The 19,733-nt window shown below is 72.8% G+C and carries 17 protein-coding genes and 1 pseudogene; 3 read left to right on the top strand and 15 right to left on the bottom strand.

Features of this window, described 5'->3' with window-relative positions; genetic code table 11:
- Nucleotides 1–2: 2 nt before the first annotated feature.
- A complete protein-coding gene (gene folD / locus FF36_RS17435) occupies nucleotides 3–869 on the bottom strand; it encodes a bifunctional methylenetetrahydrofolate dehydrogenase/methenyltetrahydrofolate cyclohydrolase FolD (protein WP_044886147.1) in 867 nt (288 codons plus the stop codon).
- A gap of 201 nt (nucleotides 870–1,070) precedes the next feature.
- Here folD and FF36_RS17430 point away from each other — a divergent pair, with 201 nt between their 5' ends.
- On the top strand, nucleotides 1,071–1,844 hold the full coding sequence (locus FF36_RS17430) for a class I SAM-dependent methyltransferase (protein ID WP_313954357.1): 774 nt from the start codon (nucleotides 1,071–1,073) through the stop codon (nucleotides 1,842–1,844).
- A gap of 86 nt (nucleotides 1,845–1,930) precedes the next feature.
- Here FF36_RS17430 and FF36_RS17425 read toward each other — a convergent pair whose 3' ends face one another.
- The 3 genes from FF36_RS17425 to FF36_RS17415 all read right to left on the bottom strand — a co-directional run bounded on the left by FF36_RS17425 (nucleotide 1,931) and on the right by FF36_RS17415 (nucleotide 4,889).
- The gene (locus FF36_RS17425) at nucleotides 1,931–2,500 is read right to left on the bottom strand and encodes a P-loop NTPase family protein (protein ID WP_044886145.1); all 570 of its coding nucleotides are present in this window, start codon (nucleotides 2,498–2,500) and stop codon (nucleotides 1,931–1,933) included.
- A gap of 136 nt (nucleotides 2,501–2,636) precedes the next feature.
- The gene (locus tag FF36_RS17420; protein WP_236705844.1) at nucleotides 2,637–3,764 is read right to left on the bottom strand and encodes an extracellular catalytic domain type 1 short-chain-length polyhydroxyalkanoate depolymerase; all 1,128 of its coding nucleotides are present in this window, start codon (nucleotides 3,762–3,764) and stop codon (nucleotides 2,637–2,639) included.
- 222 nt (nucleotides 3,765–3,986) lie between these two features.
- Nucleotides 3,987–4,889, bottom strand: a complete 903-nt coding sequence (locus FF36_RS17415; protein WP_044886144.1) for an LURP-one-related family protein — start codon at nucleotides 4,887–4,889, stop codon at nucleotides 3,987–3,989.
- A gap of 364 nt (nucleotides 4,890–5,253) precedes the next feature.
- Here FF36_RS17415 and FF36_RS17410 point away from each other — a divergent pair, with 364 nt between their 5' ends.
- On the top strand, nucleotides 5,254–6,462 hold the full coding sequence (locus FF36_RS17410) for an RNA-guided endonuclease InsQ/TnpB family protein (protein WP_044886143.1): 1,209 nt from the start codon (nucleotides 5,254–5,256) through the stop codon (nucleotides 6,460–6,462).
- Between the two features lie 36 nt (nucleotides 6,463–6,498).
- Here FF36_RS17410 and FF36_RS17405 read toward each other — a convergent pair whose 3' ends face one another.
- Both FF36_RS17405 and FF36_RS17400 read right to left on the bottom strand, forming a co-directional pair.
- Entirely contained in the window at nucleotides 6,499–8,142 is a 1,644-nt protein-coding gene (locus tag FF36_RS17405) for an ABC-F family ATP-binding cassette domain-containing protein (RefSeq protein WP_044886181.1), read from the bottom strand.
- Between the two features lie 82 nt (nucleotides 8,143–8,224).
- Entirely contained in the window at nucleotides 8,225–9,325 is a 1,101-nt protein-coding gene (locus FF36_RS17400) for an Rv2578c family radical SAM protein (protein WP_044886142.1), read from the bottom strand.
- A 161-nt stretch (nucleotides 9,326–9,486) separates the two neighbouring features.
- Here FF36_RS17400 and FF36_RS17395 point away from each other — a divergent pair, with 161 nt between their 5' ends.
- Entirely contained in the window at nucleotides 9,487–9,978 is a 492-nt protein-coding gene (locus FF36_RS17395) for a TIGR03668 family PPOX class F420-dependent oxidoreductase (RefSeq protein WP_044886141.1), read from the top strand.
- Nucleotides 9,979–10,063: 85 nt separating this feature from the next.
- Here the strand turns inward: FF36_RS17395 and FF36_RS17390 are convergent, their stop codons facing one another.
- The 9 genes and pseudogenes from FF36_RS17390 to FF36_RS17340 form a co-directional block, all read right to left on the bottom strand.
- Nucleotides 10,064–10,864 carry a ribonuclease FAU-1 family protein gene (locus FF36_RS17390; RefSeq protein ID WP_236705842.1) on the bottom strand — a complete coding sequence of 267 codons (801 nt, stop codon included), beginning with the start codon at nucleotides 10,862–10,864 and terminating at the stop codon, nucleotides 10,064–10,066.
- A gap of 60 nt (nucleotides 10,865–10,924) precedes the next feature.
- The gene (locus FF36_RS17385; protein WP_236705841.1) at nucleotides 10,925–11,563 is read right to left on the bottom strand and encodes a nucleoside/nucleotide kinase family protein; all 639 of its coding nucleotides are present in this window, start codon (nucleotides 11,561–11,563) and stop codon (nucleotides 10,925–10,927) included.
- A gap of 92 nt (nucleotides 11,564–11,655) precedes the next feature.
- Complete coding sequence (locus FF36_RS17380; protein WP_044886178.1) at nucleotides 11,656–12,195, bottom strand: GNAT family N-acetyltransferase; 540 nt, start codon at nucleotides 12,193–12,195, stop codon at nucleotides 11,656–11,658.
- A gap of 24 nt (nucleotides 12,196–12,219) precedes the next feature.
- On the bottom strand, nucleotides 12,220–12,723 hold the full coding sequence (locus FF36_RS17375) for a hypothetical protein (protein ID WP_044886140.1): 504 nt from the start codon (nucleotides 12,721–12,723) through the stop codon (nucleotides 12,220–12,222).
- 78 nt (nucleotides 12,724–12,801) lie between these two features.
- The gene (locus tag FF36_RS17370; protein WP_044886139.1) at nucleotides 12,802–13,206 is read right to left on the bottom strand and encodes a hypothetical protein; all 405 of its coding nucleotides are present in this window, start codon (nucleotides 13,204–13,206) and stop codon (nucleotides 12,802–12,804) included.
- Nucleotides 13,203–14,411, bottom strand: a complete 1,209-nt coding sequence (locus FF36_RS34945) for a hypothetical protein (protein WP_128423327.1) — start codon at nucleotides 14,409–14,411, stop codon at nucleotides 13,203–13,205. Before FF36_RS34945 ends, FF36_RS17370 begins: the two co-directional genes overlap by 4 nt.
- Nucleotides 14,412–14,449: 38 nt before the next feature.
- Nucleotides 14,450–15,874 (bottom strand): annotated as a pseudogene (gene pglX, locus FF36_RS36000) (BREX-2 system adenine-specific DNA-methyltransferase PglX).
- A gap of 246 nt (nucleotides 15,875–16,120) precedes the next feature.
- Nucleotides 16,121–17,224, bottom strand: a complete 1,104-nt coding sequence (locus tag FF36_RS31595) for a rhomboid-like protein (protein WP_339325612.1) — start codon at nucleotides 17,222–17,224, stop codon at nucleotides 16,121–16,123.
- Nucleotides 17,225–17,543: 319 nt separating this feature from the next.
- Nucleotides 17,544–19,601 (bottom strand): phosphatidylglycerol lysyltransferase domain-containing protein, encoded by a 2,058-nt coding sequence (locus FF36_RS17340; RefSeq protein WP_370657134.1) that lies wholly within the window; start codon nucleotides 19,599–19,601, stop codon nucleotides 17,544–17,546.
- Nucleotides 19,602–19,733 lie beyond the last annotated feature (132 nt).

The raw sequence follows: 19,733 nt of genomic DNA, 5'->3' as shown, positions 1-19,733 counted from the left end.
GCTCAGACGAGACTGCCCACCTCGGCCGCGGCCCGCGCGGCGAGCAGGGTGTTGCGCAGCAGCATGGCGATGGTCATCGGCCCGACACCGCCGGGGACCGGGGTGAGCCGGCCGGCGACCTCGCGCACGGCGTCGAAGTCGACGTCGCCGCGCAGGCCCTGCTCGGTGCGGTGCATGCCGACGTCGATGACGGTCGCTCCGGGCTTCACCGCATCCGGGCCGATGATCGCCTGCTTGCCGGCGGCGACGACCAGCACGTCCGCGCCGCGGCAGACGGCGGCCAGGTCCCGGGTGCGGGAGTGGCAGATCGTGACGGTCGCGTTGCGTCCGACCAGAAGCTGGGCGACCGGGCGGCCGACCAGCTCGGAACGGCCGACGACGACGGTGGGGGCACCGCTGAGCTCCACGTCGTAGGCGTCGAGCAGCTCGATGATCCCCGACGGGGTGCAGGGCCGCAGGCCGGGCAGGCCGCGGGCGAGCAGGCCGACGCTGGCCGTCGTCAGGCCGTCGACGTCCTTCTCCGGCGGAATCCGGCCGACCAGGGCCGCTCCGTCGAGTCCCTCGGGGACGGGAAGCTGCAGCAGGATCCCGGAGACGGCCGGGTCCGCGGCGAGGGAGTCCAGCAGCGCGGCGATCTCGTCCTGGGGGGTGTCGGCGGGCAGGTGCTGGTGCAGGTCGGCCATGCCCGCCTCGACGCAGGACCGACGCTTGCCGCCGATGTAGACGGCGGACGCCGGGTCGTCGCCCACCAGGACCGTCGCGAGACCCGGCTGGCGGCCCGTGGCCGCACGGAACTCGGCGACGTCCCGGGCCACGTCCGCCCGCACCCGGGCGGCAACGGCCTTACCATCGATGATCACTGCGCTCATGTCGGCCTTTCGCCCTCACGATGTCCGGTCGGATCCGCCGTCGCGACCCCGAGCGCCGCCGTGCACCGCGACACGCGGCCGGCGTCGGCGACGGCCCGACCGAGCACGCTACGCCATTGCGCCCCGGCGTGACCTGCGGGCGTCACCGCCACCCGTCGAGGGGGCGCCGAGGGGGCTTAGCCTCGACGGGTGGCGGATTCCGTGAGCTTCGACCGCATCGCCGACCGGTACGACGCAACCCGGGGCGGTGACGAGCGGGGCCGGCTCGTCGCCGAGGCGGTCGCCCCGCGCCTGCCCGGGCAGCGGTTGCTGGAGATCGGCGTGGGCACGGGGCTGATCTCGCACGCCTTCGCCGAGCGGGGCCGGTCGGTGCTCGGCGTCGACCTGTCGGCCCGCATGCTCGCCCAGGCCCGCGGGCGCCTGCCCGGGCGGATCGTCCGCGCCGACGCGGCGGCCCTGCCGTTGCGCACCGCGACCGTGGATGCCTGCCTCGCCGTGCACGTTCTGCATCTCGTCGGGGATCCCGATCGGGTCCTCGCCGAGGTCGCCCGGGTGCTGCGGCCCGGTGGCCGGCTCGCGGTCGTCGGCGCGGGGCAGCACGCGGGACGCAGCGACGTCACCGCCGTGCTACGGGACCTCAACGAGGCGCTGCGAGCCGAGCGACCCCGCCGGGACCGGCCGGAGCTCCTGCTGCCGGCCGCGGAGCGCTGCGGGCTGCGGCTGGTCGAGGAGTTCTCCTTCGCCCGGGAGGAGCGCGAGACGCTCACCCCGGCCGAGGCCTGCGCGCAGATCGAGAGCCGGGTGTGGTCGACCCTGTGGGACCTCTCGGATCGGCAGTGGGCGACGATCGTCGAGCCGGCCATGGCCGCGCTGCGCCGGCTGCCCGACCCGAACCGTCCCCGGCCGGCCGGCCGGGGTTCCCACGCGATGATCCTGCGGTTGGTGGACGCCGCTGGCGCGCCACCACAGCGCTGACCACGCCCTTGGCCGGCGACGGCCACCTGCTGCCGGCCACCTGCTTCCGGCCACCTGCTTCCGGACAGCCGCCGCCGAACGACGGATCAGGTGCCGAGCGGGCCCGCGGACAGCGACCGCACCATCGGCAGGCTCGGGGCAGCCACGGCCCCGAGCCACAGCCGCACCTCCCGGGCGGTGCACAGCCGCACCACCCGAGCGGCGGCACCGTGCGCGTCGAGGGCCCGCAGCAGGCGGACCCGGCTGTCCCGCGGGTAGTTCCACAGCCAGCGCAGGAATGCCAGGTCCAGCTTCTCCGGGCATCCGGGGGCGGCGTCGGGACGGTTGCGGCCACGCCACCGGGCCCAACGGCGCAGCACCCGGGTCATCGTGATCCGCCGTGGCAGGTCGAGGAAGACGATGAGCTCGGCGGCGGGGATGCGCAGGTCCAGTGTGCCGCTGTAGTTGCCGTCCATCACCCACGCGGGCTTCGCGACGAGGCTGGCGACGATCGCGCGCCACTCCTCCACCGGCGTCGCAACCCAGCCGGGCCGCCAGAAGTGCCGGTCGAGATGCACCACCGGCAGGCCCGCCTGCCGCGCGAGCTCGCGGGCGAGGGTGCTCTTGCCGGCGCCGCCGCTGCCGACGACGAGGACCCGCTGGACGTCGGAGGTCATCGACGGCGGGCCCTGCGGGCCCCTCCCGAGCGCATTCACGATGCCAGTGTCCCACCGGGGCGATCGTTCCGCGTGCGGAACGTGCCGCTTCGACCCACCCGTGCCCACCCGGATCGGGCGCGCCCGGTGGCTCCCCTCAGCCGGCGAGGGTGTGGTGGGTGAAGAACTCCCACATAACGACGGAGGCGTTCGGTGCGGGCGGCGGCGGATCGGCCTGCTCGCGTGGTCTGCTGCCCCCCGGCCAGGCGTGCCCGGCGCCGGTGATGCTGTACAGCTCGACCGCGCCGCCGGGCGCGCACGGGCCGTAGACGTCGTGGACGACGGCGCCCTGCCGGGAGCGGACCGGGGTCGCCGGGCAGCCGTCGCGGCGGGTCCAGTAGGCCATCGCCTCGGCCACGGACCGGTCGGCGCGCTCATCGCCCTCGCGCAGCCCGATGGACGACTCGCCACCGTCGTAGCGGACCTTGTCGTCGGCGGTGCCGTGAAAGGCGATGACCGGCACGGGCCGGCTCGGCGTGCAGGAGGTCGTGTTCAGGGCACCGGAGACGGGGGCGATCGCCGCGATGCGCCCGGCGAGTTCGCAGCCCAGCCGGTAGGACATCATGGCGCCGTTGGACATGCCCGTGACGTAGATCCGCGCCGGATCCACCGGGTAGTCCCGCGGCAGCCGGTCGAGAAGGGCGGCGATGAAGCCGACGTCGTCGACGCCGTTGCCGTGGGCGTACCCGCAGCAGGTGCCCGCGTTCCAGGTCAGCAACGCCGTCTGGCGCCGGCCGGTGCCGTCAGGGTAGACGGCGAGAAAGCCCGCCCGGTCGGCGACGGCGCTCATCCCGGTCTGCTGCTCGGCCTGGCGGGCCGATCCGCCGCCACCGTGCAGGACGAGCACGACCGGCAGCCCGTGTCCGACCGCGGTCCCCGTTGCTGTGGCGGTCCCCGTTGCTGTGGCGGTCGCCGACGCCGTAGCGGCCAGAGTCGTGGTGCCGGGAGAGCGCGGCGTGCCGGCCGCGGTGGCGACCGAGGGCGGCACGTGGACGAGGTAGGTACGCTGCCGGCCGTCGGGGGTGGTCAGCGTGTGGCCCGTGGTGCCGGGGCGCAGTGCCGGCCCGCCGGCGCCCCCGGCCGTCCCTGGCGAGGTCGACCTCGGCGTGGCGTCGGGTACGGTCGGCCCCGAGCGGCCTGCGGCCTCCCCCGCGCCGGCCGACGCGCCGCCCCCGCACGCGGCGAGGGCCGCAAGCAGCACGGCGCCGACGGCGAGTCCGGCCACCGCGGTCCGTGTCGGACCCGGGAACCGCCGACGCCACCGCCGGCCACGCGCCGTCCCGACCGGTCTCTCGCGGTACGTCCCGGACCAGTTCCCCGGACGACCCCGCCTGGTTGCGCCGGCGGTGTCCCGCCGCATCGACGACCTCACGGGGCGACGGTAGGTCCGCCGGATGTGAAGCGGATGAGACCGGATGTGAGGGAGGTGAGCGGTCGCCCGGACGGCTCAGCCGAGGCCGCGGGAGTCCTGCTTGAGCGCCGTGTCGATGGTGAGGGCGGCGGCGACGACCATGCTGTGCAGTGGCTGCGGCAGCGGCCGGTGGAGCTGGACGACGTAGTTGTCGGCCGTGGTGAACATCGTCCGCATGAGGCCCTCCCAGGTCTTGGTGACCCGGGCGACCTCGACGTCGGTGTGGTCGACGATCGAGAAGTTCCACGCCCGCCAGTTCTCGGCCTTGATCGCGCCGATCGTCGTGCCGCCCGCCTGCAGGTCGAACCGGATCCGGCCGAAGACGTTCTGCTGTGCGATGACGCCGAGTTCGGACCCGTCCGGCAGCGAGACGATCACCTTGGACTTGAACACCTTCGCCGGGCGGTGCAGGAGCAACTGGACGGTGCCGGCGGCGTCGCGGACCTCCAGGCGGTGGGAGAGGAACTGGTCCCACGAGGTGAGCACCCGCGCGGCCTTCTTCAGCGCGCTCTGGCCGACCTCGACGACCGAGCCGATCTGGTGGCCGCCCTGATCGAAGACGGCGTACTCGTTCGTCACCTCGATGATCTTGGCTTTTTGGTTGACCACGAGCACGGGCTCGCTGAACAGCGTCCCGCCACCCGGACCCGTCGGCTGCACCCCGGCCCGCTCCTGGACCTGCCGCTGCACCTGCTCGGCGCTGTGGTTGGTGTGCACCGCACCCGGCTGCACCCCCAGCGGCGTGCCCCACGTCTGCCCCGGCACGGCCGCGACCTGGCCCTGGCCGTACTGCCCGCCCTCGCCGTACTGGGCAGCCCCGCCGCGCTGGGCAAGCGGCGCCGGCTGGGTGTGCTCGGTCCACTGGTTTCCGTCCCACCATCGGGAACCGTGCTGCCCGCTCGGATCGGTGTACCAGCCTGGCGGGACGGTCTGCGTCATGACGCCACTCTGGCATCTTCCGCCCGCGCCGGGCCAGACCGTCACCGCTGCGACACCAACCGGACTCTCCGTCCCGGCGACGCGAGGCCGGAGCCCCGCGTCACCGAGAATTCCGGAGGATGCTCCGGCCTTCAGGCCGGGGAGGAATCCGGCTCCCCGCACCCGCACCCGCGGAGCGGGGTAGGGATAGGCGATGCACCATCAGGTGAACTGCCGTGCGAACGCATCCTGTAACAGGTGGATGATTTCCCTGTTCGGTGAATAGTCGTCTTCTTTGATGGTTTCGGTGATGTGGGATCGCGGGTAGTCCGGGAATCTTGGGCCCGTCTTCTTCGCGGCCCTGGTGGTGGGTTAGGATCGGTTTATGTCGAGGTTCCGGCTGTATCCTGACGTGGCACAGGAAGAGGCTCTTCTTGTGCATTGCGGGCATGCGCGGTTCGTGTGGAATCTGTGTGTGGAGCAGCAGTCGTGGTGGAACCCGTGGCGTGGTCCCGCCCCCGGCTACGCCGAGTGGAACCGGCAGTTGACCGCGGCGCGCGGCGCGTGCGACTGGCTTGCTGCTGGGAGTGTGATCGTGCAGCAGCAGGCGTTGCGGGACTTCGCCACCGCGAGGGCGAACTTCTTCGGGGGGTCGCATCGGCGACCGACGTGGCGCCGACGCGGGCGGGGTGAGGGTTTCCGGATCGTCGCGGTCAGGTCGGGTGATGTGCGGCAGGTCACCCGCCGCTGGTCCCAGGTGCGGATACCCAAGGTGGGCTGGGTCCGGTTCCGCCGCAGCCGCACCGTCCCGGACGCCAGGTCCTATCGGGTGACGCGAGATCGTGCGGGTCGCTGGCATGTCGCGTTCGCCACCGTGCCCGACCCGATTCCCGCCCCGGGTACCGGTGGGATCGTCGGGGTGGACCGGGGTGTGGCAGTGTCGGCGGCGTTGAGCACCGGGGAGTTGCTGCGCTGCCCCGGGCTGCGCCCCGGTGAGGCGACCCGACTGGTCCGGTTGCAGCGTCGCCTTGCCCGAGCGAAGCGGGGATCGCACCGGCGGGCCCGACTGGTCGGGCAGATCGCCCGAGTGAAAGCCAGAGAAGCCGCCCGGCGTAAGGACTGGGTCGAGAAAACCAGCACCAGTCTTGCCCGCCGGTACGACCTGATCCGGGTCGAGGCATTGCCGGTCGGGGCCATGACCCGCTCGGCGAAAGGTACCGTCGCCGAGCCGGGGCGCAACGTGCGGCAGAAAGCCGGCCTGAACCGAAGCATTCTCGCCCACGGCTGGGGGCTGCTCGTCGCCCGGTTGGAGCAGAAGGCCCCCGGCCGGGTCGAGAAGATCAACCCTGCGCGGACGTCGCAGACCTGTAACACCTGCGGGACCCGGGATGGGGAGGCGCGCGAGAGCCAAGCCGTCTTCCGGTGCCGGGCCTGCGGGCAGCAGGCGAACGCGGACGTGAACGCGGCACGCAACATCGCCCTGGGACATCAGTGGGAAACCACGTGGGTGACTGCGCGGGGAGGCGACGCCGGTAGGCGGCCTGCGAACCGCGAACCTCAACACTGCACACCCCCTCTCCTGGTGGACGGGTAGATGTTGGAATCCTCCGCGTTCACGCGGAGGAGGATGTCAAAGCGCCTTCTCGGTGACGAGACCGCCGTCGACTTGCAGGCGGCGGTTGACCGCGACGGTGTCGAGCATGCGGCGGTCGTGGGTGACGAGCAGCAGCGTGCCGGTGTAGCCGGCGAGCGCCTGTTCGAGCTGTTCGATGGCGGGCAGGTCGAGGTGGTTGGTGGGCTCGTCGAGAACCAGGCAGTTCACCCCGACGGCCTGCAGCAGCGCGAGACCGGCCCGGGTCCGCTCCCCCGGCGACAGCGAGGCGGCGGGGCGGGTCACCTGGTCCGGGCCGAGGCCGAACTTGGCGAACAGGGTGCGGACCTCCGCCGCGGGCCATGTCGTCGCCCGCTCGGCGACGGCGAGGGCGGTGGTCTCGCCCCGGAACAGGCCCCGGACCTGGTCGATCTCGCCGAGCCGCACACCGGCGCCGAGGGACTGGCTCCCCGCGTCGAGCGGAAGCCGGCCGAGCAGGGCTGAGAGCAGGGTTGTCTTGCCGCCGCCGTTCGGTCCGGTGATGACGATCCGGTCGGCCCAGGCGACGGTGAGGTCGACCGGGCCGAACGTGAAGGCGGGTCGGCGCACGACCGCACCGGTGAGGGTCGCGACGACGTCGCCGGAGCGGGGGGCGGCCGCGATCGACATGCGTAGCTGCCACTCTTTGCGTGGCTCCTCGACCTCCTCCAACCGGTCGAGGCGGGACTCGATCGACCGGACCCGCGCGGCGCTCTTCGTCGCCGCCTCGATGCGCGCGCCCCGGGCGGCCCGGTCGTTGTCGGACATCCGCCGCTTGGCTCGCACCGAGCCGCGTACGGACTGCTCCCGCTGGCGCTGCGCCTGCGCGGTGAGACCGTCACGCTGGTCGGCGTAGTCCTCGTAGCGGTCGCGGGCCTGCCGCCGGGCGACCTCGCGGGCCTGCAGGTAGGCCGCCCACCCCCCGGCGAACAGGGTGAGGCCGTGCTTGTGCGGGTCGATCTCGGCGACGGTGTCGATGGTGCGGTCGAGGAACTCGCGATCGTGGCTGACGACGACGAGCGCGCCGGACACGCCACGGACGAAGCGTTCGAGCCGGTCCAGCCCGTCGAAGTCAAGATCGTTGGTGGGCTCGTCGAGCAGGGTGATGTCGAACCGGGACAGCAGAACGCTCGCGAGCGAGCCGCGGGCGGCCTGCCCACCGGACAAGGCGGTCGTGGGGCTGTCGAGGGCATCGGCGGGCAGGCCCAACTCGGCGCAGACCTCCTCGGCGCGAACGTCGAGGTCGGCGGCGCCGAGGGCGAGCCAGCGCTCCAACGCGACGCTGTACCGGTCGTCAGCGCCGGGGACGCCCGCCGACAGCGCCTCCCCGGCGTCGTCGAGTTCCCGCTGCGCGGCGCCGACCCCGGTGCGGCGGGCGAGGAACGCCCGCAGGGTCTCGCCGGGCAGCCGGTCGGGTTCCTGGGGCAGCAGGCCGACGCCCGCGGTCGGCGGCGCGAGATCGACCCGCCCCTCGTCGAGGGGGACCAGGCCGGCGAGGGCCCGTAGCAACGTCGACTTACCGACGCCGTTCGGCCCCACCACCCCGAGCCGGTCGCCGGGTGCGACGGTGAGCGAGATGCCGTCGAGAACGGTCGCCCCACCGCGGGTGACGGTGAGGCCGGAGGCGACGAGAGTTGCGGACACCTGGCCAGTCTCGCGCATAACCGGCGCGCGTCGGCCGCCCGCCCGCGTACCGCGGCCGCGAGGGCAGCCAGGCCACGCATGATCATCCCCCGAACCCGGGCAGGGCGAGCTGCTCGTCGCGGCGGCCCGGCCCGGCGGGGTCGGCCGGCACTGCCCGCTCGGCCGCTCCGTCGGGCTGCGGCGCGGACGCCGCGAAGCGCCCACCCGGACGCGGCACCGCGGCTCCGATGCGGGCCCGTTCGGCGAGCTCCCGCACCTGCGCCGCAATCCGATCCCGATAGACGCGCGGCGCGTATGCCCCGGACCCGTAGAGCCGGCGGTACGGGCCGACCAGCGCGGGATGGTGCTCGGCAAGCCAGGCCAGGTACCACTCCCGGGCGCCGGGCCGCAGGTGCAGCACCAGCGGCGTGACCGACGACGCGCCGGCCTGTGCGATCTGCTCCACCGCCCGGGCGAGCGCCGCAGGGGAGTCGGTGAGATACGGCAGGATCGGCGCCATGAGAACCCCGGTGGGGACCCCGCGCTCGCCCAGCGCCGCGCACGCCTCCAGCCGCCGCCGGGGATGTGGGGTCCCGGGCTCGACGAGCCGCCACAGCTCGTCGTCGACGAAGCCGACGGACAGCGCGACGCCGACCTGCGTCACCTCCGCGGCAGCGGCAAGCAGATCGAGATCGCGCACGATGAGCGAGCCCTTCGTGAGCACCGAGAAGGGGTTGCGGGCGTCGCGCAGGGCGGCGAGGACCCCCGGCATGAGCCGGTAACGACCTTCGGCCCGCTGGTAGGGATCGACGTTCGTGCCCATCGCCACGTGTTCGCCGCGCCAGCGGGGCGCGGCGAGCTCCGAGCGCAGCCGCTCGGCGACGTTGACCTTGACGACGATCTGGGTGTCGAAGTCGCGCCCGGTGTCGAGATCGAGGTAGGCATGGGTGCCCCGGGCGAAGCAGTACCGGCAGGCGTGGGAACAGCCACGGTAGGGGTTCACCGTCCAGCGGAACGCCATTCGCGACGCCGGCGGAACCCGGTTGAGCACGGACCGGGCGTGGATCTCGTAGAAGGTCAGACCGGCGAACCCAGGGGTGTTGAACGTACGGGTGACGGCGCCCCGGGCGAGCAGCGACGGCGCACTCGCGCCGGCCGCGACGGGCTGCTCGGTGGCGGCGAGCCGGAGGTTGTCCCAACGCATGCCTTATGGGAACATGTGTTCGACAGATTGTCCAGTCCGAGCGAGGTCCCGCCCGCAAGCAGGCCGCAGCCCGCAAGGCTGCCGGCCTGCGACGGGCGCTGACCTCGGGCAGGCGGACTTGGGGCAGGCGGACTTGGGGAGGCTGCGGGGATAGTGAAGGGATGCGGCTCAGTGGGCTCGAGGCCCGGAAGCGGTTCGCGGCGGCCCGGGTGGCCCGGCTGGCCACCGCCGGCGCGGACGGTCAGCCGCTCGTGGTGCCCGTGACCTTCGCCGTCGAAACGGGGGGCGCCGGCGGCGACCGCGGCGACGCTCGCGGCGGTGCGGACCCACCCGCGACGATCGTGACCATCGTCGACCACAAACCGAAAAGCACCCGCACCGAGCTGCGACGCCTGCGCGACATCCGCGCCAACCCGCTGGTCAGCCTGCTGGTCGACCACTATGACGACGAGTGGGCGCGGCTGTGGTGGGCCCGGGCCGACGGGCTGGCCCGCATCGTCGAGGCCGGGGATCCACGGCACGCCGCGGCCGCTGCGGCCCTGACCGCGCGCTACCGCCAGTACCGGCAGGTCCCACCGACCGGTCCGGCCATCGTCGTGGCCGTGACCCGCTGGTCCGGCTGGGCCTACTCCGAATCCCCCACGGCCCCGTGAACCGCGCCGGGTTCGTCCGCCCAGGCCCCGGGATCAGGCCCCGGGATCAGGCCCCGGGATCAGGCCCCGGGATCAGGCCCCGGGATCAGACGCGGGGACGGTCCCAGCCGGTGGGCAGCGCGTCGGGGGTCTGCCAGGATGGTTCCGGGCGGAAGTCGGTCCAGGTGCCGTCGAAGGGGAACGCGCCGGCCTCCACCAGCCGCAGCAGCCGCTCCCCCTCGGCCCGCACCGCGTCCGGATCGGGCACCCAGTAGTGCTCGGGGAAGGCGAGGCGTTCCTCCAGCTCGTGCTCGTCCTTCCACTCCCAGGTCCGCTCCGGCGTGACCCACAGGTCGAGGTCATGATCGGTGGTGTCGACACCGACGAGGCCGTCGTGGCGCCAGGCGACGGCGGGCTCCTCCAGGTTGATGTACCAGCGGACGAACCGGCCCTGCCAGTCCCAGAACCACCACACCGAGTTGGCTCCCTGCGGCGGGACCAGCATGAAGATGTTCGGCCCGCGCCAGACGGTCGTCGTCATCACCGTCGGCTGGCGGACCCACTCGGCAAAGGGCATGTCCCGCAGCCCGCGGCCGTCCGCGCTGAGCTCGACGGCCATCGGGCAGCCGTGCGGAATCCACAGCCGCAGGCCGCGCTCGTCATGGCCGACGACATGGCCGGTACGGACGAACACCAGCCGCTTCGTGGTGAACGACCGGTGCACGACCACCTCACCGGGCGTGTACGGTGCGGCCGCCGTCAGGCTCCTGGCGGCTCCCGGCGCCGCCGCGTCGGCGGCGAGGCGGGAGACCGGGTCGGTCGGGGATCTCCCCGCAGACGAGACCCCCGCCAGCGGGGGCGGCGGGGAGGCGGGACCGTTGACCGCGGCACTCTCCGGCACTGTCACCGCCTGACTGTACGGCGATGCCATCCCTGGCTGTGAAGTGCGCGGCCACCTGACAGCTGATCAGGCGTCGGTCGTCCCGTCCACTGCCGAACCATCTCCTGCGGGCGCGCCGTTGACGAGGATATCGGCCCGGCCGGCGACGTCCTCGTCGGCGAAGTACCGGTCCTCGTGGCGGGCCCAGCGTTCCCAGTGCGGGGCGAAGATGTCCCCGTCCCGGGCAAGCGCGCGCCGCCGCCGCACCTGCACCGGCGCCGCGACACAGACCAGCCCGCCGAGCAGGGGCGCCGCGGCCCGCGCACCGGCGCCGACACCCTCAACGACGAGGATCGCGGTCGACGGGTCCAGGATCTGGTCGGGGCCATAGCATCCCTGGTGCCAGTCGTAGCGACGCCAGGACGCCCGCTCCCCGCGAGCCAACGGCCGCAGGACCCGCGCGACGAACTGGTCGATACCGGCGGCGAGTCCGTCCCACCCGTCGTACAGGTCGTCCATCCGCAACACGGGCGCGTCGAGGCGTGCTGCGACGGCCTGTGCGAGCGTCGTCTTACCCGCGCCGGAACGACCGTCGACGGCGAGCACCCGGGTGTCCCCCGCCCTCGGCCGTCGACCGGCCACCCACAGCGCGATGTTCACAGCCGCCGCCGGAGTCGCCCCGACGCCCCTTCCCGCGCCGCTGTCCACCACACCGCTGTCCACCACGCCGCAGCTCCCCTCGCCGATCGCCTCCCCGCCGACCCACCCCGTTCCTGACGAGGTTCCCCTCAACGCTGGGGCCGTGCCGGCAGATCGGGTCACGAGCCGGCGCCGGATCGACGGGACCAGTCGGCGCGGCTGACGGCATAGATGGCGTGCGTCTCCTCGTGGAGATACTCGGCGCCCGTCCGGTGCATCCCGAGGCGCTGCGCGACCCGGACCGATCGGATGTTCGCCGGGACGATGGCCGCACACACTCGGTCGAGTTCGGGCCGCACCCGGAGCACCCAGGTGATCGCCGCGGCGGCCGCCTCCGCCGCATAGCCACGTCCCCACCAGGGCCGACCGATGTACCAGAGCGCCTCCACGCCCGGCCAGCCCGGTTCGTCCCATAATCCCGCCCGCCCGACGAGCGTCCCGCTCTCCCGCTCCACCACGGACCAGGGTCCGACCCCGGTGAGCAGCCAACACCCGATGCACCCCGCCATCTGGTGCCACACGGCATCCGGCGACGTGACCGGCCCGCCGACATGGCGGGCGAACTCGGGGTCGGACCAGATCCGGGTGAACCCGTCGACGTCACCGTTCTCGATCGGCCGCAGGATCAGCCGCGCCGTCGTCAGCGTAGGAATGGCCATCTCCACAACACTGCCATCCCGCCATCAGTGAACGACGAAGCGGACGGGTTCGCTCAGGACGGCGGCGGCGCCATCGAGGTCGGCGAGGCGGGCGGCGAGCGTGGCTTCGGCGAGGCGCGGGGGCAGAGCCGCGTTGAACTTCAGGCCGGCCAGGGCCTCCCTGTCCACCTCGGGCAGGCAGAGCCGTTCGGCGAGGTCCCCCGTGGCCGCACGCCACGATGCTGCGGTCAGGTCGGAGCGCAGCCGAATCCGGTCGTCCGCCGCCCGACCACGAGGGTCGACAAGATCACCCAGGGTAGCGATGAGCGTCGCGTTGGCGCGACTGCCGGCCCAGGTCCACCAGTGCACATCGCCGGTCCGCTTCCGCTGGATGACCGTGCCACCGAGATGTGCGCGGTCCAGGTACTCCTCGCGTAGCCGCGCGAGGCGCTCGGCGGCGCGCGATGTCGTCTTCACCGGTGGGTCGGCGCCAAGCAGCACGTCGCGTACGGCGCCCACCGCACCCGGCCAGGCACGTGCCCGGAACACCCGACGGCCGATCCGCGGTCAGTCTTCCCCGAGCGCCCGAGACGCGGCAGCGACCCGCTCCTCGGACGGCTCGGCATGTCACCGCAACTGCCGGCCGTTGATCCTTTCCTGGAGGACGTCGCCCGCGAGGCCAATCTGTTCCTCCACCGGCCGCACGTAACGGTATTCACGATCGCGGATGTGCGCCAGAAATTCGGGCTGGGGCGCCAAGCCGTACGCTTCGAGATAGTAGGCGATCGAGTCCGTCCAGATCCAGTTCCCATCCGTCCGGAAACTAATCGGAACCACCTTTCCACGCGAAGGATCTACAACATCCTCGGTGCGGCCGGTGGTTCGCAGCAGAAACTCTCCGGAATTCAAATAGCCGAGAACCGCGATTCTTTCCTCCCCAACGGGAAGCGTTTCACGATCACCGAAGTCGGGACGACCGTCGACCGTGCCGTAAACCCCAGCGATCTTCGGCGCTGGAAAATTCGATGTCATTGCTCTTCCTCACCGGGGCTAAATCTAATCCAAGATCCATCATAGGGTACCGATGGATACACGAGTCCATCTGGGTCCACGTCACCGGAGGTCGTATATACTTCGCCGGTTCTCCGATCGACCCAGGCCAGCTCAGTCGGAGCGAGCACGTCGACGTCAAGCTCTCGCGCAACCTCTCTCGCCACAGGATCCTCCCCCTGACCCGTCTCGCACGAGAGCAGCCGGACCGGCTGGCTGGCCCATCGGTCATCCGCGCGGATCAGCCGGCTGAGATCGCGCGCGTCCAGCGTCTGATCGCCGACGTGGAAGGACGACGGACTACCGTGAAGGTCGACGGTGTAGTAGCCGGATTCTGGCCTCGCCCTGAGCGACGACACGATGATTGAATCGCCCTTCTCGAAGAAGGCGCGGCCGGCCGGAGTCGGCACGCTCGTCTCGTAGACTGCGGCCAGTCTCGCGTCAAGAGGTTCGGGGCTGTCCGACGGGCCCGAATCGTAGTCGGCCGGCGCGGCCTTCTCCTGGGCTCTTTCTTCCGGTGCATGATTATCGGAAGGTTCAGGATTCGGAGGGGCGTCCGCCGAGGTCTCGTCTGTTTCCGCCTCCTGTGCGGATTCCCCTTCTCGCCCGTCGGCCAGCGGCGTCTCGGACGTGTCCGCCCCCGGAACGGAGTGGGTCTTCTCCGGTACTGTGTCGCGAACCGGAGCGGTCGGCTCGCCCCAGGTCTGCACCCGTCGCTGCGCCGAGCCGAGGTCTGTCCGTTCCGCCGCGCGGTCGAGGAGCGCGAGTGTGCGGTCCATGGCCGTCGGCGCCACGGCGGTGGCCTCGGCGGCGCCGCGTTCGGGGGGCGACGTGGTCTGGTCTCGTCCAAATGCCCGCCGTTCGAGCGCATCGAGCTTCGCCTCCACCGACGTTCGTTCTGGCCGGACGGCGCCCGGTTCGCGACCGGCTCCCTGGTCGTGGCCGGCTCCCTGGTCGTGGCCGGTAACGCGGTCGGCTCCGGCGGCACGATCGGCTCCGGCGACGCGGCCGTCCCGCTCGGCCTTGCCGTTCCCGGTGAGATCGCCGCTCCCGCTGGGATCGTCGTCTGCGGCACGGCGGTCCAGCAGCCGAAGCTTCGCCTCGACCGCGGACGAGGGGGAACGTTCGACCGGGGAGCCTGCGGACTCGGGCAGGTCAGAACTGCCCGTGGGGAGATCACGGGCCATCAGCGCTCACCGTGACATTATGGTCACTCTCGCGCAGCTCACGCCACGCATATCGCACTTTTTCCTCGGGACCTGAGCAGGCAAGTGGCGGGCGGCGGCCTCAGATTTCCGCGGAGGGCGGCCGCACGTCGCCGGGCGGCGACCGCAGCCCGGCAGTGCGGCGGCCAGGAGCTGCGGTAACGGGTTTCAGGTGGCCGAGGGCGCCTTCTTGCGGCGTCCTCGGGCCGCCGTGGTGGGGCGCCGGGTGGTGAGGGCGTCGTCGGTGAGCTGGAAGCGGTTGGTGTAGTCGGCGAGGAGTGGAGTCGTACACCTCGACGGGGCTGCCGTCGTAAGTCAGGGTCGAACTCGCCGTGCCACTGGTACACCCACGGCAGGAGTTCGCGCAGGCCCGCGAGCAGCGGCGTGAGCCACTGCGCCCCCCAGCCGTCGGTCTGCTCCCGCTCGGTGATCAGCATCGCCAGCGCCTGGGCCTGCTCGCGATGGTCCCAGCCGGCCCAGCCGAGCAGCAGGTGGGGATCGCCGTCGCGGGAGGCCTCCGGGTAGGAGATGAACCGCTCCTTCGGCACGTCGAGCTTGCCCCGCTGGCGCCAGAAGCTGGGTCGGCGGAAGTCCGCCGGGGCATACTTCGGCGGCAGCGGAATCGCCTCGCGGTAGGGCCGGTGCACCTCCTCGGCCCCGGGCAGCTCGTGCTTCAGCCGGATCAGCGTGGCCTCCGCGGCCGCCTTCGCCGCCGCGTCGGCACCGGCGTCCCGTGCGATCGCCTCCGCGGACTTCTTCTCCTCCCGCAGCTCCTCGACCCGGGCGAGATACGGATCCTCGATCCGCTGCAATGCCCAGACGTTCTCCCACACCGCGCGCGTCACCAGCCCGGTATCGGCGTATCGCAGCGCGGCGAGATAGGGGACGTGCTCGGAGGCGACCAGTTCGGCGATGGTCCGGGTCAGGTCCTGGGTCGGGCGATAGAGCTCGGCGACGGCGACGGCGACGACGTCCCGCAGCAGCTCGTCGGCCAACTGGGCGGTGGTGAGCAGGCGCGGCTGCTCCATCCCGTCGATCTGGTGGAACCACAGCTAGCGGCGTTCACACCGATCGAGCAGCCAGCCCTGGATCGCCCGTTCCTGCAGGATGTCTCAGCCCTCGGTGGACCAGCGCCGCTTGCACTCCGGCCGTTCGATGAGCGCCAGGCTCCGATTCGACTCGATGACGGCGATCCGCTTCTCGACCACCGCCCGGTACTCCGCCGGCCAGTGCTCGGGCAGCTCGGTGATCGGCGTCGACCTGTGCCGGACGAACCATTCCGACTCCGCCTCCCCCGCCGCGATCCGCCGCGCCAGGACGATCTCGAACGCCCGCTCCCCCAGCTTCAGTTCCGGCACGACCTCGGCCGGCGCGGTCAACTCGTCGGCCAGCAGGTCGTAGAGCCGGTAGACCTGCCAGTCCAGCTCCTCCTGCAATGCGATCATCCGCGCTCTGGTCGCCTGCCACTCCCCCGCGCCGACGCCAGCCCCGCCCGCGTCGGCACCTCCCGCTCCGCCACCGTGGCCGGCAGGCGGCCAGGAATTGCAGGAGCTTGATGCCGGTTTGTCGCCCCACGATCGGCATCGGCCTCCAGCAATTCGCCGTGCAACCAGGTGCCGCGTCACTCCGGCGGCACGGTCCGATCGAGACCGGCGCTGCCGACGCGGCGGCCCGGACTACGGACACGTCAGCTAGTGGTGCAGGCCGCGCGGGCTGGACCACCAGATCTGGTGCCGGCCCAGGGCTGTCTCGGCAGTGCCGGTCAGAGCGGCCGGCGTTGTACGCCGCGCCTTCTGCGCCCAGCGCAACAAGCTCGGTCGTGACGGTGACGGTGGCACGGGCGTCGCAGACGAAGGCGCCGCGGGCGACGACGCGACGGGCGGCGGCATGCGGGCCGGGGAATCGGCGGACGCGGAAGCCGCCGACGACACCACAACCGGCACTACCAGCCCGACCGCGTCTGCCGAGCGTGCCCGAGGCGCCGGCCGCCGGAGGGCGACGCTTCGGGCGAACCGGGATGAACGAGCGGCGAGGGACGGGGCCGGGCGGGCGGCGCGGCGGCGCAGGGCGGGGATGGTGGCGGCGAGCGCGCCGAGGGCGAGGGCTGCGGTATGGCCGATCCCGTCAAGCTCGCCGTCGGTCACTCCGTACATCATCGCCGGGGCGATGGCGACGAGGGTAACGCCGGCGACGGTGCGCAGCCGGCGGGGAGTGGGCAGCGCGACCAGGGCGGCCAGGGCGGCACCGGCGGCGTAGCTCGGGCCGACGTCGAGCACGTGCAGCGCGCTGGACGGCAGGTCGCCGGTCACGACCCGAAGCCCCAGGATCCCCTCGGAGATCAGCGTCGCCGCGGTATGACCGCCGAACGCGACCGCGAGCGCCGCCACGCTCCCGACCGTGGCCTCCAAGCCGCCGACGGCCAGGGCGGCGAACGCCAGCCACGGCGCCACCGGCCCGTCGGTCACCCAGGGGATGCTGCCGGCGAGGACTCCGAGGGGGTGGTGCAGCATCTGGTGCAGCGTCGTGCTCGTCGCCCACTGCCAGCGGGTGGCGCGATCCGGGTCAACCCCGCGTAGCACGCGCGCCGCGAGGAGCACTGCGAGCAGGACGGTCGTCACCGGGAAGCGCCGCAGCTCCGAATGCAGCCACGACGTCGCCCTCGCCGCAGTCCGGCGGGCAGCCGACCCATGGCGCGATGCCGGTCGCGGTGGCGATGCCGGTCGCGGTGGCAGGGCGGTGCTGCGCAGCGCAGCGACTCTCAGGTGCTGAGCGCCATGGCATCCACCCGGCAGCATCACGGAACACCCCCGCCCCACGAGGATCACTGTCACCTTCATGACATCGTGACCTGCCACGGCATTCCCCGCCACGTGTTGCGGCCGCGTGGATGTGCCCACCGCCACACCTCGCCCGCGGCAGACGACGGGCGACAGACCGCGCCGTCCGCCTGGCCGGTCCGCGCCGACGACGCCCGCGCGCCAGTCCAGTCCGCCGGCCGCGTCCGAGGTCAGGCCGCCGTGGCGACCCGGATGCCCGGGCGGAGTGCCGTGGGGCGACGAATCGTCGACCGCCGTCCGGGTTCGACCGCCGTCCGAGTCTGCTCGCCAGCTGCGGTCAGGGCGCGCCCGGCGCCTGCGTCCGGTCCTCCTCAGGCAGGTGGCACTCACGGCGGGGGCGGCGGGCGGCGGCGAGCAGCGCGCCGGGGCGAGGAAGATGATCGCGCCAGCGGGGCCAGACGAGGAACGCCTCGGCCTCGAGCATCGCCAGGGCGATCCGCGGCAGTTCGGCCGTCGCCGGATAGCAGACGAAGCGGGGCTGCCAGGTGGGCTGGAACTTGGCGTTGAACCGGTAGAGGCTGTCGATCTGGAACCAGCGCGACAGGAACAGCAGCATGCCGCGCCAGGAGCGGACCACCGGCCCCGCGCCCAGGCGCTCGCCGCGTTCGAGGGCGGAACGGAAGAACGCGAAGTTCAACGACACCCGCGTCACGCCGAGCTGCGGCGCCTGGCGCAGGGTGCTGACGATGAGGAACTCGTTCAGACCGTTGTCGGCCGAACGGTCGCGCTGCATGGCGTCGAGGGACAGCCCGTCGCGCCCCCACGGCACGAAGTGCAGCAGCGCACGCAGCCGCGACTCGGCGTCGGACGGGAGCCCCCCGCCGGACGACGCCGACCCGTCGGGCGAAGCCGCGGCGCCGCTGTCCTGCGCCGTGTTCTCGTAGGCGAGGACGACGACGCAGTCACCGTCCTCGGCATCGCCCAGCCGGCCGAGTGCCATCGAGAAGCCGCGTTCGGTCTCGCTGCCGCGCCACGCCGCCGCCTGCGCCTTCAGCCGCGCGACGTCGGGCGGGGCAAGATCGCGGACCCGGCGGGCGACGGCCGTGTACCCGGCGCGTTCCACCCGCGCGACGGCCTGCCGGACGTTGCGCATCGCCCGGCCGTCCAGGGTGAAGGTGGCCGCGTCGACCACAGCCTCGTCGCCGAACTCCAGCGCGCTCAGTCCGGCGCGGGTCCACGCCGTGCCGCCGGCCTCCGAGCAGCCGATCACCGCCGGAGTCCAGGCATGATCGGCGGCCTCGCGCAGGAACTCGCGGATCGCCCCCGGCCACGCCTCCCGGTCCCCGAGCGGATCGCCGCTGGCGAGCATCACGCCGGAGACCACCCGGTAGGCCACGCACGCCTTGCCGGACGGCGACCAGATCACCGACTTGTCGGAACGCAGCACGAAGTAGCCGAGCGAGTCGGCGTCGCCGTGCCGGCCGAGCAGCGTCCGCACCCGCGCCCGGTCCTCCTCGGTCAGCCGCGGCTGCGGCCGGGGTGGACGCAGCGCCAGGTAGCCGGTGGTCCCGATGGTCACCACGCCCAGGGTGAGCAAGACCCGGTCGGCAAGGTCGGCGAACCGGTCGGAGGTGAAGTGCAACGGGCCGGGGACGCCGACGAGCCCCAGCACGATCTGTTCGAGCTGGGCCGACCAGGCGTGCGGGCCGGCGATGCGGTGCTCGCGCAGGTGCAGCAGCAGGAAGCCGATCGCGATCGAGACGACAGTGAGCAGCAGGCCGGCGCCGAGTGCCCGCCAGCGGGTCGTCGGGTCGCCTTTGGCTCGAAACTCCCCGCGCACCAGCACGAGCGCGCCGAGCAGGGCGGCCGACGCCGCCGCCTCGTCGTAGTCGAGCCCCTTGGCGACGTGCAGCAGGACGCCCAGCCCGAGCAGGACGACGACGGCTCGCCACGCCCGCCGCTTGCGCCGACGCAGCCCGGCGGCGAGCAGGACGAGCAGCATGCCGACGACGACGGTGAAGGCCGCCGCCTGCCGGGAGGCCGCCGCCGGCAGCAGAACCCGCAGATCCGCCAGTCGGCTCCGCCATTCGGGGGTCAGCGCGGACACCACGTCGCCCAGCCCGACGGTCAGGGTGAGCAGCGCCGCGACCCGCGGCACCCACGGCCGGCCCCACGCCGGCAGACCCGGACGCCGGCGCCTGCGGGCGTCCCGCGGACCCGGCCGGACGGCGCCGGGGAGCCCGCCGGTGTCGCCGGCGGCGTCCGGGCCCGGCTGGGCCGCACGGGCCACGGCCGACCCGGGCACCCGGGCGGTGAGCGGCGTGCGCCCCCGCGCACGCCGTCGGCCGAGTTCCGTGCCGGGTCCGGCCCCGCTGGAGCTACTCATGTATGGCATCGTCCCCCGAGGTGGTGACAGTAACGGCACATGGTCGCCGAGACGATAAACCGCCGCTCGATTGCTCCCGCGACGAACCACCCGAACGTGACCGTCCGGTACTGGAAAGCGGGCAGGACGACGCTGGAGACC

Origin of the sequence: Frankia torreyi (assembly GCF_000948395.1) — a bacterium.
Classification (GTDB): domain Bacteria; phylum Actinomycetota; class Actinomycetes; order Frankiales; family Frankiaceae; genus Frankia; species Frankia torreyi.
This window is presented reverse-complemented; position numbering and strand designations above follow the sequence as displayed.

Excerpts from the sequence above, each read along its gene's own strand:
- folD (WP_044886147.1), bottom strand. The coding sequence starts at position 869 with ATGAGCGCAGTGATCATCGATGGTAAGGCCGTTGCCGCCCGGGTGCGG.
- FF36_RS17425 (WP_044886145.1), bottom strand. The coding sequence starts at position 2,500 with ATGACCTCCGACGTCCAGCGGGTCCTCGTCGTCGGCAGCGGCGGCGCC.
- FF36_RS17415 (WP_044886144.1), bottom strand. The coding sequence starts at position 4,889 with ATGACGCAGACCGTCCCGCCAGGCTGGTACACCGATCCGAGCGGGCAG.
- FF36_RS17410 (WP_044886143.1), top strand. The coding sequence starts at position 5,254 with ATGTCGAGGTTCCGGCTGTATCCTGACGTGGCACAGGAAGAGGCTCTT.
- FF36_RS17400 (WP_044886142.1), bottom strand. The coding sequence starts at position 9,325 with ATGCGTTGGGACAACCTCCGGCTCGCCGCCACCGAGCAGCCCGTCGCG.
- FF36_RS17395 (WP_044886141.1), top strand. The coding sequence starts at position 9,487 with ATGCGGCTCAGTGGGCTCGAGGCCCGGAAGCGGTTCGCGGCGGCCCGG.
- FF36_RS17380 (WP_044886178.1), bottom strand. The coding sequence starts at position 12,195 with ATGGCCATTCCTACGCTGACGACGGCGCGGCTGATCCTGCGGCCGATC.
- FF36_RS17370 (WP_044886139.1), bottom strand. The coding sequence starts at position 13,206 with ATGACATCGAATTTTCCAGCGCCGAAGATCGCTGGGGTTTACGGCACG.
- FF36_RS34945 (WP_128423327.1), bottom strand. The coding sequence starts at position 14,411 with ATGGCCCGTGATCTCCCCACGGGCAGTTCTGACCTGCCCGAGTCCGCA.
- FF36_RS31595 (WP_339325612.1), bottom strand. The coding sequence starts at position 17,224 with ATGCTGCCGGGTGGATGCCATGGCGCTCAGCACCTGAGAGTCGCTGCG.
- FF36_RS17340 (WP_370657134.1), bottom strand. The coding sequence starts at position 19,601 with ATGCCATACATGAGTAGCTCCAGCGGGGCCGGACCCGGCACGGAACTC.